12 protein-coding genes are annotated in these 12968 nt (G+C 61.9%); 9 read left to right on the top strand and 3 right to left on the bottom strand.

From position 1 onward, the window contains the following. Positions 1-36 precede the first annotated feature (36 nt). Positions 37-903 carry a chemotaxis protein CheX gene (locus tag JFN93_RS17340; protein WP_199385390.1) on the top strand — a complete coding sequence of 289 codons (867 nt, stop codon included), beginning with the start codon at positions 37-39 and terminating at the stop codon, positions 901-903. A gap of 143 nt (positions 904-1046) precedes the next feature. Next, on the top strand, positions 1047-1742 hold the full coding sequence (locus JFN93_RS17335; protein WP_199385389.1) for a PilZ domain-containing protein: 696 nt from the start codon (positions 1047-1049) through the stop codon (positions 1740-1742). Between the two features lie 28 nt (positions 1743-1770). On the opposite strand, the gene JFN93_RS17330 is transcribed toward JFN93_RS17335, so the two are convergent. Next, a complete protein-coding gene (locus JFN93_RS17330; RefSeq protein WP_236021783.1) occupies positions 1771-2097 on the bottom strand; it encodes a hypothetical protein in 327 nt (108 codons plus the stop codon). Between the two features lie 18 nt (positions 2098-2115). Beyond that, positions 2116-2571, bottom strand: coding sequence for a hypothetical protein (locus JFN93_RS17325; protein ID WP_199385388.1), 456 nt, complete (start codon positions 2569-2571; stop codon positions 2116-2118). Positions 2572-2836: 265 nt separating this feature from the next. Between JFN93_RS17325 and JFN93_RS17320 the strand changes: the two genes are divergently transcribed. The 3 genes from JFN93_RS17320 (at position 2837) to msrA (ending at position 4713) form a co-directional block, all read left to right on the top strand. Beyond that, complete coding sequence (locus JFN93_RS17320; RefSeq protein WP_199385387.1) at positions 2837-3277, top strand: bacteriohemerythrin; 441 nt, start codon at positions 2837-2839, stop codon at positions 3275-3277. A 103-nt stretch (positions 3278-3380) separates the two neighbouring features. Next, positions 3381-3926, top strand: a complete 546-nt coding sequence (gene msrB, locus JFN93_RS17315) for a peptide-methionine (R)-S-oxide reductase MsrB (protein WP_199385386.1) — start codon at positions 3381-3383, stop codon at positions 3924-3926. A 181-nt stretch (positions 3927-4107) separates the two neighbouring features. Then, positions 4108-4713 carry a peptide-methionine (S)-S-oxide reductase MsrA gene (msrA, locus tag JFN93_RS17310; RefSeq protein WP_199385385.1) on the top strand — a complete coding sequence of 202 codons (606 nt, stop codon included), beginning with the start codon at positions 4108-4110 and terminating at the stop codon, positions 4711-4713. Between the two features lie 101 nt (positions 4714-4814). On the opposite strand, the gene pepN is transcribed toward msrA, so the two are convergent. Then, entirely contained in the window at positions 4815-7460 is a 2646-nt protein-coding gene (gene pepN, locus JFN93_RS17305) for an aminopeptidase N (protein ID WP_199385384.1), read from the bottom strand. A gap of 417 nt (positions 7461-7877) precedes the next feature. Between pepN and JFN93_RS17300 the strand changes: the two genes are divergently transcribed. The 4 genes from JFN93_RS17300 to JFN93_RS17285 all read left to right on the top strand — a co-directional run bounded on the left by JFN93_RS17300 (position 7878) and on the right by JFN93_RS17285 (position 12463). Beyond that, a complete protein-coding gene (locus JFN93_RS17300) occupies positions 7878-8885 on the top strand; it encodes a VirK/YbjX family protein (protein ID WP_199385383.1) in 1008 nt (335 codons plus the stop codon). Between the two features lie 50 nt (positions 8886-8935). Further along, complete coding sequence (locus tag JFN93_RS17295) at positions 8936-9847, top strand: CopD family protein (protein WP_199385382.1); 912 nt, start codon at positions 8936-8938, stop codon at positions 9845-9847. A 61-nt stretch (positions 9848-9908) separates the two neighbouring features. After that, a complete protein-coding gene (locus JFN93_RS17290; RefSeq protein ID WP_199385381.1) occupies positions 9909-11201 on the top strand; it encodes a nitrite/sulfite reductase in 1293 nt (430 codons plus the stop codon). 599 nt (positions 11202-11800) lie between these two features. After that, positions 11801-12463 (top strand): hypothetical protein, encoded by a 663-nt coding sequence (locus tag JFN93_RS17285; protein WP_199385380.1) that lies wholly within the window; start codon positions 11801-11803, stop codon positions 12461-12463. The last annotated feature ends 505 nt before the right edge of the window (positions 12464-12968 follow it).

The following is a 12968-nucleotide window of genomic DNA, read 5'->3' as shown; positions in this document are numbered from 1 at the left end:
TCGTGCAGCGGCACGTAGCCAGGGAGGGGGTACCAGATGGCAGTCAAATTTTTCGGTCAGTTCCTGCTCGAAAAAGGGGTTGTTTCGCGGGAGGCAATCATAAAAGCGGTCGAATTGCAGGAATCGGTGAATCTCAAGTTCGGTGAGACGGCGCTCGAGCTCAAGCTGCTCACCGAAAAGGACATCAAGAAGATCCATGACGCCCAGCGCAGCGAAGACCTGATGCTCGGGGACATGGCGGTGAAACTGGGCATCCTGACCAAGGACCAGATCAGCCAGATCCTGGAGCACCAGCAGAAATCGCACCTGCGCATCGGCGAAGCACTGGTCCGGGTCGGAGCCCTGACCGCAGAGGAGCTCCCCGGGTACCTGAAGGAGTTCTCGGCGGACCAGGCGAAGTACGCCACCTCCCGGATCGTCATTCCGGCCGAGGTGCCCAACGCCGCGGTCTGGGAGATCTGCGCCGACCTTACCGCCAAGATGTTCATTCGCGTGGTCGGGGTGCAGTGCCGGCTGGGTGACTGCATGCTCGTGGACAAGATTCCGGGCAACGCGCTCATCGCCGGAATCGACCTGGCCGGCGGCGTGTCCGCCCGCTACCACCTCGCCGTCTCCGACTCCCTGCGCGAGAAGATCGCCAAAGGGGTGCTCATGGAAGAGGACGTTGCCGGCGAATCGGAAGCGGTCCTGGACGATACGGTGCTCGAGTTCGTCAACATCGTCTGCGGCAACGTGGCAGCCAAGGCGGCCCAGCAGGGCCAGGATGTCGAGATCCTGCCGCCGCTCTCCCAGCGTCCCGGTCCGGAAGGGTTGCCGGTCCCCTCCGGCAGCGTCGCGGTCTTTTTCCCGCTGCACCTCCCGGACAGCGAGCGGGCCGAGCTGACCCTGGTGGTGCGCCGCTGACCCTGGCCCCGACATAACCAGGCGGAGTCACAACCTATTTCCTTGATCAGCCATCCCGTTCGTGGTAGTAATCGAAGATAGCACGGCGGGATGGCTGAGCCCCGGCGGCATAAAAGAGAGCAAAGGTAATCAAAGGAAAGAATATGTTGGAGTATTACCAAATCTTCAACGTAGATACCGTCCAGAAGGACGAGGCTGCGATCATCCAGGTGCTGATGGACATCAAGAACAAGAAACTGTCCAACGACCTCACCCTCTTGAACTATTTCAAGGAGATCCCGATCAACTTCCCGGCGCAGGTCGATTTTGTCGACCGGGACCTCGCCGAACTCACCGTCCACCCCTCGCAGGCGGTCGCCATGATCGACCAGAAGATGACCTTCCTGAAGAGCTCGCACCTCCCCCACGACGTGGTCGCCAAGGTGCAGAAGGTACGTCCGGAAGCGAAACAGGCCGTAGTCTCCCGCTTCAGCTATGCGCAGATCCGGTCGGAACGGCGCGAGAGCGTGCGGGTGAAGGTGGTTGGGGATCACGACGTCTTTTTTCGGGGGGATAGTTTTTCGTTCGGGGGGAGACTGCGGGACATATCCTTGTCCGGGCTTTCCTTCGTGACCGCCGAATGTCCGGAGGTCGATGAAGAAATCGAGGGGGAAGCAAGCATTGCGGTGTCGGGGTCCCTGGTGGACGTTCCGGCGAAGCTGCTCCGGGTCTTGGAGGATGATGACGGGAAGAAGTACATCCTGAGGCTGAATCCGACCACCCGCATCGAAAACATCATCGGCCAGTTCATCTTCCAACAGCAAAGCGAGATCATCAAGGAACTGCGGACCCGCGGCTGAACCGGCACCTGGCCGGTTCGCCGCAGTTTCACTTCACGGTGATCTGACGTCTGACGTTCAGCTTCTCCACTCCCTTCCTGCACTCAAGCTCCACCTGCGAATTCTTCCTGAAGAACAAAGAGGCGTCCTTGCGGTAGAGCTTCCCCTGCCGATCCGCCGCGATCTTCTTGCACTTCTCGAGCACGTCCTGAACATCTGAGCCGGTCACGTTTTGTACGTCGAACCGGTAGGTGCGTGCCACCATTCCTTCGCCCTGGATACTGGTAATCGTTCCGTTGCAGACCAGATCGTCATCAGCCGAAGCCGATGCAGCGCAAAGCAGGATTGCCGCCAGGGCCGCTGCCATACCTTTCATGTCGTTCCTCCTTATGGATTACTCTTCGCGGCTGCCACCGGGGGGATGGTGTCGAGCCCTGCGGGCCTGCTGTGCCGCGGTAGGCGTCGATACGGGATAGGGCACCGCCGGTACCCGGGTAGGAGCCGCCTGTGCTGCGGGCGCCGGGGCAGGGGCCGCAGCGGTGGCGGTCCCTGCCGGGGCCGGGGTGGCCACCGGTACCGGAGCCGGCAGCGTCGGAGCGGGCGCAGCGGCCGCAGCGGACTGGCCACCGGGCTGGTCCGGCTGGGTCTGTCCCGCGAGTTGGGCGGCAGTCGGATTCAGCTTCTTTCCGGTCGGAACGTCGAGCACCTTTACCCTGCTCCGGAACCGCGCCGGAACCTCATGAATGCTGTTGGTGTAGTGCCTGATACCCCGGTCCGTCCAGGTGAATATCTCGGCCGAAGCGGTCGATACCGTTACCAGCAAAAGCGAAAGCGCCAGCGCTCTTCTCATCAGATCCCTCCCCCAAATCAACAGACCCTACATTATTGAGGATATTGCCGGCGTATTCAATCGAAAAAACCGCTCACGGAACCGGTCTTCAGGAAAAGACCGGCAGGTAACGGGGCAGGTCACGCAGATTGTGGGAGCGCCCTTCCGGGCGCGATGATTTTCCACCGCCCCGAGGGGCCGGCGAACTTGTCTTTTGACTTAACGGTTGTAAGGTTGATCCGTCCCGCTGAATGAACGGCTTTCCCGACAGACAAAGGAGGTACCGATGTCCATGATAGAGTGGTCCGACGAACTGAGCATTGGCATAGATTACATCGACGAACAGCACAAGCAGCTCATGGCGATCATCAACGAGCTTCAGCTCGCGGTGGAATACGACAAAGGACCCGACTTCGTTTATCCGATAATCGAACACCTTTACAACTATGCCAATACCCACTTCAGCGACGAGGAGGAACTCCTCCGCATGCACAACTACCCGGATCTCATTGACCACCGGCAGGAGCATCTAGCCTTCATCTCGAAGATCGATGAGCTCAAGAACCGCTATGAAACCGACCGGGAGGGGCTGACCATTCACCTGCGCAACTTCCTGTTGGGATGGCTCTACAATCACATCAAGAGCGAGGACCAGGCCTACCGACACTTTCTGGACCGGAAAGGGGTGCTGCCTCACTCACACAAAGAGTCTGGGCAAGACAGTTGAAAGAGCGGATAATGAACCCTGTACCCAAATGGTACTGGCCGTTTCCGCCTTTTTCCCCGCCAGCTTGAGGCCGCGGGGCACCGGGAGCGGCCGGGGAGCTGGCATGAGATACCTGGTTTTGTTCCTGGGACTGGCGCTGGCAGGGCTGGTGACCGGAAGCCTGCTGGAGGCAAACCGCCTCCTGGAACCCGGCACGGTCCACGCCGCCGCCCGGATAAGAGTCTATTCCGCAGCAAAGGGAAGTTACGTCATGAGTGACGAGGTCGTCAAAACGAAGGAACAGTGGAAAATGCAACTGACCCCGGAACAGTTCCACGTGCTCAGGGAGAAGGGTACGGAACGGGCGTTCACGGGAAAACTGGCCAACAACCACGAACACGGAATCTACCGCTGCGCCGGATGCGGACTTGACCTGTACCGTTCCGAGGACAAGTTCGAGTCCGGGACCGGGTGGCCGAGCTTTACCCGCCCGATCGCGCCGGAAAACATCGGGACCGAGACCGACCGCAGCTTTTTCACCACGCGCACCGAGGTCCACTGCCGGCGCTGCGGCGGGCATCTGGGCCACGTCTTCGACGACGGTCCGAAGCCTACCGGGCTTCGCTACTGCATGAACTCCGCCGCACTGGAGTTCGTGCCGACCAAGTAAAGGCAGGGGTCGGGGATCTGGGGTCGGGGACCTGGATCACCTCTTTAGTCAAGCGAGGCAAAGAGTGGCCATGACGTCCCCTCTCCTTCAAGGAGAGGGACAGGGTGAGGATGGGGTTTGCAGCACCTTTTCCGGAGAAAAGCGGTGCGCAGCCGATCCTCCTTGATGAGGAGAGTTCGCCATGAAAGTCGCGGTCTTGCTGGCGTTGCTCGGGCTGGGCTGCCTGTTGACGATAGGTGAGGCGGGAGCGGCCGGGCCGCCCCGGACGCAGGAGAAGGCAACCTTCGCCGGGGGATGTTTCTGGTGCATGGAACACCCGTTCGACGAGCTGCCGGGTGTGGTATCGGTTACCTCGGGCTACACGGGGGGAACCAGGAAGAACCCGACCTACGAGGAGGTTTCCGCCGGGGGGACCGGGCATGCCGAATCGGTACAGGTGGTGTATGACCCGAGCCGGATCAGCTACCAGAAACTGCTGGACGTCTACTGGCACAACATCGACCCGACCGTGAAGGACCGCCAGTTCTGCGACGTCGGCCACCAGTACCGGAGCGCGATCTTCTACCACAACGAGGAGCAGCGACGGCTCGCCGAACAGTCCAAGCGGGCGCTGGAGCAGCACAAGCCTTTTGCCGGCCCGATCCAGACCGAAATCGTCCCGGCCAGCACCTTCTATCCCGCCGAAGAGTATCACCAGCACTATTACAAGAAGAATCCGATCCGCTACAAGTTCTACCGCACCAACTGCGGGCGCGACCGGCGGCTGAAAGAACTCTGGGGCAGGTGAGCAAAGAGCACGCTTCCCTACAAACGGGGCCGCGTCAATGAGAGTTGAGGCGGCCCCGTTTCGTTTTACTGCTCATTGTTCATTGCTGTTTTGCTCATTGCCTACACCGACTTTGCCGCTATCTCATAGACATCCTTGGCCAGTCCCGGCTCGGCCAGGATCCGTTCCAGCTCCTTCTTCATCATCTCCTGCCTTTTGGCATCGAAACGGCGCCACCGGCTGAACGGCGTCACCATCCGCGCCGCGATCTGCGGGTTGATGGTGTTGAGCTTCAATATCTGGTCCGCCAGGAAACGGTAGCCGGCGCCGCTGGCGTCGTGGAACCGGACCTGGTTCGACTGGCTGAACGCCCCCACCAGCGATCGGACCCGGTTCGGGTTGGTGAACTCGAAATCGGGATGGTCGAGAAGCGCAATCACCTCGGACAGCGTCCCGGGCAGCCGCGACGTTGCCTGCAGCGTGAACCACTTGTCCACCACCCCGCGGTCCCCCTTCCACTTCTCGTAGAACATCCGCAGCGCCTCGCCCCGCTCGGGGCAGTCGCAGCCGGCCAGAGGCATCAGCGCCCCGATGCTGTCGGTCATGTTGTCGGCGCTGCGGAACTGTCCGAAGGCGGCGTCGATCGCCGGCTGGCTCCCCGGTGCCATCAGGTAGGAAAGACAGAGGTTGCGCAAACGGCGGCAGCCCGACAGCCCGTCGTCGGGACGATAGGGACCGGAAGGGGCACAGGCGGCGCGGGTCTGCTGGAACTCCGCCGCCAGGCGAGTGCCCAAGGTGGCCCGGACGAACTCCCGCGCTTCGAAGATGGCATCCGGGTCAATCACCTCCATCTGCTCGGCCAGATAGCTTTCCGCCGGGAGCGTGAGCGCCTCGGCAAGAAACGCGCGGTCCTGCTTCGCATCGGTCAAAAGGGTCCGGAAGGCGGCGACGAAGGAGTCTTCGAGGGCCATCCCCCTCCCCTGCTGCCGGTCCGCCACCAGGTCGAGGATCACCTGGCCGGCCCGAACCTGCCCGGCCTCCCAGCGCACGAACGGATCGGAGTCGTGGGTCATCAAAAGGACCAGTTCCTCTTCCGTGTAGTCGTAGCGGAGCTTCACCGGCGCCGAGTAGTTGCGCAGCAGGGACGGGACCGGCTTTTCCGGGACCCCGGTAAAGGTGAAGGTTTCCTGCGCCTCCCGAAGTTCCAGGACCCGGGACCGGGAATCGCCACCGGTTTCACCGGACAGGCGCAACGGCAGCTCCCTCCCCTGCCGGTCCAAAAGCCCCATCGCCAGCGGCAGGTGGAAGGGCTTTTTCTCCGGCTGGTTCGGCGTCGCCGGGCAGCTCTGCTCCACGATCAGCTGGTAGCTCCTGGTAGCCGCGTCATAGTGGTCGGTCACCGTCAGAACCGGCGTTCCCGCCTGGTCATACCAGCGCATGAACTGCCCCAGATCCCTCCCACCGGCGTCAGCCATCGCCTGAACGAATTCATCGACCCGCACCGCCTGCCCGTCGTGGCGCTCGAAGTAGAGATCCATCCCCTTGCGGAAGCCGTCCGGCCCCAGCAGGGTGGCAAGCATCCGGATCACCTCCCCACCTTTGTGGTAGACGGTCATGCTGTAGAAATTGTTGATTTCCAGGTAGGCATCGGGCCGGACCGGGTGCGCCAGCGGGCCGGCATCTTCGGCGAACTGGGACGAGCGGAGCAGGCGGACGTCGGTGATCCGTTTCACCGGGCGCGATTGCATGTCGGCGGAAAACTCCTGGTCCCGGTAGATGGTCAGCCCCTCCTTGAGGGAGAGCTGGAACCAGTCGCGACAGGTAATCCGGTTCCCGGTCCAGTTGTGGAAATACTCGTGGCCGATGACCTCCTCGATCGCCTGGTAGTCGTCGTCGGTGGCAGTCTCGGGGCTGGCCAGCACGTAGCGCGAGTTGAAGACGTTGAGCCCCTTGTTCTCCATCGCCCCCATGTTGAAATCGTCCACCGCCACGATCATGTAGGTGTCCAGGTCGTATTCGCGGCCGAATTTCTCCTCGTCCCAGCGCATCGCCCGCTTCAGGGACGCCATCGCGTGATCGCACTTGCCGAGGTTTTTCTGCTCCACGTAGAGTTCCAGGTTGATCTTACGGCCGCTCATGGTGGTGAAGCGGTCGTTCAAGGCGACCAGATCCCCCGCAACCACCGCAAAGAGGTAGGAAGGTTTCTTGAACGGGTCCAGCCAGGTCGCGTAGTGGCGCCCGTCGGGAAGCTCCCCGGTCTCGATCCGGTTGCCGTTGGCCAGAAGCACCGGAGCCTTGCTCTTGGGCGCAACCAGCGTCACCCGGTACACCGCCATGACATCGGGACGGTCCAGAAAATAGGTGATGCGCCGGAAGCCTTCCGCCTCGCATTGGGTACAGAGCATGGGGCCGGAGACGTAGAGTCCGGAGAGCGCGGTGTTGCGCGCCGGGCTGATCTCGGTGACCGCTTCCAGGATGAACCGCTCCGGGGGATCCGGGATCACCAGGTGCTTTTCCTCTACCCGGTAACGTTCCGGGGCAAGCTCCACACCGTCCAGCTGCAACGAGATCAGCTTCAGTTCCTCGCCGTCCAGCCTGAGCTCCGGGGCCCGGCCGACTCGGTCGGGATTTGCGTGCAGGGCAAGCCGGGAGGAAACCAGGGTCGTCTCCGCGTCCAGCTCGAACCGCAGTTCCACGGTTTCGATGAGGTAGTCGGGCGGGGTGTAGTCCTCTCTGCGGATCTCGACATGGGCATGGGTATGGGACATGGGGTCATCCTCACGATTGAAGTGCCGGCGGCGCTCCCAGAAGGCTTTCAGGGGACTGTCACAACGATGACGCCTGCCGGTGGGAAAGGGGCAATTGTACCGGGGTGCGCCCATCTTTTCAATCTTTCAATGTTCTTGATGTGGACACTCACACAGTAAAGACAACGGCAGATAGAGAACCGACCGCTGCAACGGAACTTCCGCCCTTTCCCACCCCCACCACCCCCTCCCCGAGAGCCGCAGTCTGAACGCCCGCAAATGTGTAATCAAAAAGGAAAAAAGAAGGAAAAACGTAAGTTGCATCTTGATTAAAAATATGTTCTATTGCGCGCACTAATTCCCGGAGCCCCTGATCGAGCGGGGTTCCCGCCCCATACCCAGTTGTGTTTTTCATCAGCAGTCCAGCGAGGTTTTCCGGTGTTCGCCAAGGCATCCCCCCAGGTTTTTCCCAGCGGTGTGGCAGGTTTTTCGGCATGGTCGCGGGCAGTTGCCGCCCACCCGGGGGAGAACTTCTCGATCCAGGTGAAGCGGGTCAAGCTCCTACTGCGCCTGCTTCTGTTCCAACGGCACCACCGGAAGGTGGAGGCAATCTTCGCCCGTCCGTCGCTTTTTCAGATCATGGCGGCCAATCCCCGGATCGTGGAAAAGCCCTACCGCGATTACCTTTTCACCGGAACCGGCCTCGCCGAGCGGGTCCGCATGATCGAGGAGAGCTACCGGTTCGTGGAGGAGTCCTTCCCCCCCTCCTGGATCCGGTCGATCTTCGTGGAGCGCGATTTTACCCTGGCGACCCTCGACCTTCCCGGTACTGCGCCGCTTGCCGTCCGTCTCCACTACCAGGACCGGTTTGAAAAGGAGGGGGAACTTACCCTGGCTCTGTACGATACCGAGCGCCGCCTCTACTCGGCGACCTTTTCCCTGCTCGCCGGCTCCCGCCGGCGCAGCGCCATCGTCGGCTGCCTGATCGGTCCGGAAACGACCGGCTCCTCCTCGGAACAGGACCTGGATGCCATCCGGCAGCTGACCAAGAGTCTGCACGGCCTGCGCCCCCAGAACCTGGTATTTTTCCTGCTGCAGAGCCTGTGCCGGCATCTGGGGGTGGAGGACCTGAGAGGGGTAAGCTGCCGCACCCACGTGTATGGAGGCTCGGCCAAGAAACGGGACCGGATCAAGTTCGACTACGACCGGTTCTGGGAAGAGATCGGTGGAGAGCCGGCGCAACAGGCCGGGCTGTTCACCCTCCCGATCCAGCATGCCCGCCGCCCCATCGCCGATATCCGCAGCAACAAACGGGCCGCCTATCAGCGGCGCTACGCCCTGCTTGACGACCTGGACCGCCAGGTACGCCAGGCGCTGCACCTCCCCATGGTACCGGCGCGTCCTGACGAGCAACCTCTGGTCAAGGGGGCCTGTGCCGCCGCGTGAGTGCTGAGAAGCGTTGACTTTGGGCGTCACTCTGGTTATACCTGTCGCACATGAGACTGGTATCCCTTGCACTGCTCCTTTGCGCTCTTTTCCTCAACGTACCCACTGCCCGTGCCACCGAGCAGTTTGCCGCCGAGACCGGCAAACCCTGCTCCGCCTGCCACGTTGACCCGTCGGGCGGCGGTGAACTCACCGCGGCCGGCAAGACCTTCGCCGCCGCGCGCCTCCCCAAAGCGGAAGTGCGACCCGCCTTTTCCGCCCGCAGCGCCATCCGCTTTGCCGCCGGATACCTCCACCTGCTGATCGCCATCCTCTGGTTCGGCACCATCCTGTACGTCCATCTCGTCCTGAAGCCTGCTTACGCCTCCGGTGGGCTGCCGCGCGGCGAAGTCCGCGTCGGCCTCCTCTCCATGGTGGTGATGGGCATCACCGGGGCCATCCTCACCCATTTCCGCATCCCCTCGCTGGACGTTTTGCTGCACACCCGCTTCGGGGTCCTGCTGCTGGTCAAGATCGGGATCTACCTGTTCATGGTCACCACCGCCCTGGTTGTCGTCACGGTGATCGGTCCCCGCTTGAAGGCAAAGCGCAAGGCGCCCGGAGCCATACCCGAATCCGGGGATCTCACCGACGACGAACTCGCTGCGTGTGACGGCAAGGAGAGGCGCCCCGCCTACTTCGCCTTTGACGGAACGATTTACGACGCCACCGGAAGCCGGGCTTGGAAAGACGGAGTCCACATGGGAAGGCACCAGGCCGGCACCGACCTGACCGAGGCGCTGAAGCTCGCCCCCCACGGAGCGGAGAAGATGCTCGGGCGCCGGGAGGTCGGCAAGCTCCTTTCCGGCAGCAAGAGGCCGCTGCACGAGCGGGTCTTTTACCTCATGGCATACCTCAACCTGGGTGCGGTCTTTCTGATCGTGCTCATCATCTCCCTGTGGCGCTGGGGGAATCTCTCTTGAAACAGGTCCCCGGCGCCCCTTTAGTCCGTTAATTCCCTCACCAACTGCATTTGGAGGCACCATGTCCGACGCTCAGCGTCACTATCGTTTAGACGGCATCTACCTGCAACGCCAGAAGGGCTTTCTCATGCAGCGCATCAAGCTTCCCGGCGGCATGCTTTCCGCCATCCAGGCGAAAGCCATTGCCGGCATCGCGGAGCGCCACGCCCGAGGCATGGTGCACCTCACCACCCGGGGAAGCATCGAATTGCACTGGCTTACCGAGGACGGCCTCGCTCCCGTCGCGAAGCAGTTCGCAATGGTGGGGCTGGTCAGCCGGGGCGCCTGCGGCGGCGCCGTGCGCGGGGTCACCAGCAGCGGCATCGGCACCGCCGGTTCGCCGCGTCTGGAGGCGATGGTGCGCCGCCTGCACCGCCACTTCACCGGCAATCCCCGTTTTGAAAGCCTCCCCAAGAAATTCAAGATCGCGGTCGAGCCCGATATTTCCAGCGGCCGACACCTGATCCAGGACATCGCGCTGGTCCCCACCCAGCCCGAGGGGGAGGTACCGCGTTACGACGTCTGGGCCGCCGGCGGCCTCGGACGCGAGCCCAGCCCCGGTTTCCTGCTGGCCGAAGGGGTTGCCGAAACCAACGTCATCCCGCTCATCGAAGCGGTGCTCAGGATCTACCGGATCCACACCCCGGCGGGAAAGCGCCTGAAGCACCTGGTCCGGGAAACCGGGCGCGAGGTCTTCCGGCAGATGGTCTTCGCCGACACTGGGGCCTCCGAGGAGCTCCCGCTGGCCCCGACCCTCTCGGAAACCGTGGTCGGCGTGGTGGCCTCGCCGGCGTTGCGCCTGGAAATTCCCTTTTTCGCGGGAGAAGTAAAGGCGGCGGATCTGGCCCTGGTCGCGGCGGTCGCGGAGCGCTTCGGCGGCGGCATGGTGCTGGTGACGTCGGACCAGAACCTGGTGATCCATCTGGAACAAGAAGACCGCCGCGACGAGGCGGAAAAGGCCTTAAGCGCAGCCGGGCTTGGCGGCGATACCCCGCGCGACCTGGTACGCTTCCGGGTCTGCCCCGGCACCCACGAATGCCTGATGGGACTCGCTCCGACGCGGGAGGTGGCCGAGGCCATGGTCGCCCAGATGGGCGCCGAGGCGATGCTGAAGACCTGGGCCATCTCCGGGTGTCCCAATTGCTGCGCACAGCCGCAGCTCGCCGAGCGCGGCGTCGTCGCCTCCAAGCTCACCGGCGCCGACGGCGAGCGTTCCCCCCGCTTCGACCTCTACCGCAAGGGCGAGGAGCCGTTCGCCGTGGTGGAAGCGCAGGGACTCACCCTCGATGAGCTCTTGAAAGAGGTAAAAAATTAAAGTCCCAAGAAGAAACGCCGAAAGGAGAAGAGGGGCCGGATTTCTTAATGATTTCCGGCCTTTTTTTGCGTCTCGGGCCAAGCGTCAATAGAATGTCGGAACCGCTAATCATGCCGAAAATGTGGACAAATTTTAAGGATGTATTGCTGCACATCCTTGATGGTTGCAATCCTGCGATGCTTTTTGAGGCAGCGGGCTGTGGATAATTCTGTGGATAGTGAACCTGCCCGTGGCGGGCATCCGGCAATTTCCCTGCCCAACCGGGTCATCTGCCCACGATTTGGGCGCCGACCTCGGGGCGGCAACGCCGCCCGTCACGATATTGGCGGAACGAGAAAGAGCCGCTTCCCACGCCGGAAGGGGCTCTTCTCGCGCGGATTTTAAGTTGGGAATCGTTGGGGCATCATTATATATCACCAATCCGCTCGGGGTCGGCTGATATCGGTGCCGCAACAAAACTTATCGAGTTGTCCCTCTCTCCGCTTGCAATCGCCCCCCTCCCTGGTATGCTCCCGTCATCGCCGGATAGATTTGTATTTTATCATTAACGACAACATCAAGACCGCATCGAAAGCGGAAGCTCCCAGCAAGGAGGCTCTATGGGCACCAAGTTGAAAAGCAGCACGGCGGGGATGACCCACGGGGAACGCTCGGTATTTTTTCGCAACGTGATCGTTCACATGACCAACAATAGCAATTTCCCTGAACCCTGGCTCGCAGGGTTGTCGATTGCTATCTGCCTTGCCCTGGCCGACAAGTATGACTCCTGGATCTTCGCGGCCGGCAGGGGGGACCGGGACAATATCGCCACCAGAAACGAGGTGGCGATAGAAGTTCAGAACGTCTTGGACAAGCTTGCCCACTACGTGGAAGTGATAGCAGGCGACAACCTGGCCGCGCTGCGCAGCTCCGGCTTCCCGTTGCGGCAGCGGCACGGCAAAACCAGCAGCTCCCAGATCGGCAACGCTTTTGCGTCCTCCGCTGCGGCGCCGACGCAAGAACCCATGGCTGAGAATCTTGCCGAAGCTACCAAGATCCTCCTTCACGCGCCCTGGAGCCCCGAGGTGATCAGCCGGGAAGTCCAGACGACCACCGGCAATCCTGCCGATGACGCGGCATGGTGCGAAACGGCGGTCTTCCCCCCTAATGCGAGGATGGAAATGGAGTGTACCGCCGGAACCAACACCTTTGTTCGGTACCGGGACATCACCGAAAACGGGGTTGGCAACTGGTCCAAACCCGTTTCCACGTTCGTGACCTGACCCCTTCCCATCGCCCCCCGCATCGAGCCAGCTTGTGCCGGCGTTCAAGTTCTTGACGCCGGCATTTTTTTATCGGTGGGTCAAGCACCATTGCGGTCGGCCCCATCTATGCTCTCAAACTGACCTCTTTCCCCGATGCATGAGCTGCTTTCCCTTGGCCTCTGAAGGCGTGACGAGATAAGGGATGTCGGTTCATATGTCACGAAAACCTCTTCCCATGATACCAGCGCCTGCTCCCATGACGTGAGAACGCCTTACCAGGTAAGGGGCGCCCGTCCCCATGTCACGTGAGCCGCCTCCCATGTCACGTGAGCCTCCTCCCATGTCGCGTGAGCCTCCTCCCATGTCGCGTGAGCCTCCTCCCATGTCGCGTGAGCCTCCTCCCATGTCACGTGAGCCTCCTCCCATGTCACGTGAGCCTCCTCCCATGACGCGTGAGCCTCCTCCCATGACGCGTGAGCCTCCTCCCATGACGCGTGAGCCTCCTCCCATGACGTGAGAACGC

Origin of the sequence: Geomesophilobacter sediminis (genome assembly GCF_016458275.1) — a bacterium.
Classification (GTDB): Bacteria; Desulfobacterota; Desulfuromonadia; order Geobacterales; family Geobacteraceae; genus Geomesophilobacter; species Geomesophilobacter sediminis.
The sequence above is the reverse complement of the archived record's forward strand: the minus strand, read 5'-3'. Positions and strand labels throughout refer to the sequence as shown.

Excerpts from the sequence above, each read along its gene's own strand:
- JFN93_RS17340 (WP_199385390.1), top strand. The coding sequence starts at position 37 with ATGGCAGTCAAATTTTTCGGTCAGTTCCTGCTCGAAAAAGGGGTTGTT.
- JFN93_RS17335 (WP_199385389.1), top strand. The coding sequence starts at position 1,047 with ATGTTGGAGTATTACCAAATCTTCAACGTAGATACCGTCCAGAAGGAC.
- msrB (WP_199385386.1), top strand. The coding sequence starts at position 3,381 with ATGAGATACCTGGTTTTGTTCCTGGGACTGGCGCTGGCAGGGCTGGTG.
- JFN93_RS17320 (WP_199385387.1), top strand. The coding sequence starts at position 2,837 with ATGTCCATGATAGAGTGGTCCGACGAACTGAGCATTGGCATAGATTAC.
- JFN93_RS17330 (WP_236021783.1), bottom strand. The coding sequence starts at position 2,097 with ATGAAAGGTATGGCAGCGGCCCTGGCGGCAATCCTGCTTTGCGCTGCA.
- JFN93_RS17325 (WP_199385388.1), bottom strand. The coding sequence starts at position 2,571 with ATGAGAAGAGCGCTGGCGCTTTCGCTTTTGCTGGTAACGGTATCGACC.
- JFN93_RS17290 (WP_199385381.1), top strand. The coding sequence starts at position 9,909 with ATGTCCGACGCTCAGCGTCACTATCGTTTAGACGGCATCTACCTGCAA.
- pepN (WP_199385384.1), bottom strand. The coding sequence starts at position 7,460 with ATGTCCCATACCCATGCCCATGTCGAGATCCGCAGAGAGGACTACACC.
- JFN93_RS17285 (WP_199385380.1), top strand. The coding sequence starts at position 11,801 with ATGGGCACCAAGTTGAAAAGCAGCACGGCGGGGATGACCCACGGGGAA.
- JFN93_RS17295 (WP_199385382.1), top strand. The coding sequence starts at position 8,936 with ATGAGACTGGTATCCCTTGCACTGCTCCTTTGCGCTCTTTTCCTCAAC.
- msrA (WP_199385385.1), top strand. The coding sequence starts at position 4,108 with ATGAAAGTCGCGGTCTTGCTGGCGTTGCTCGGGCTGGGCTGCCTGTTG.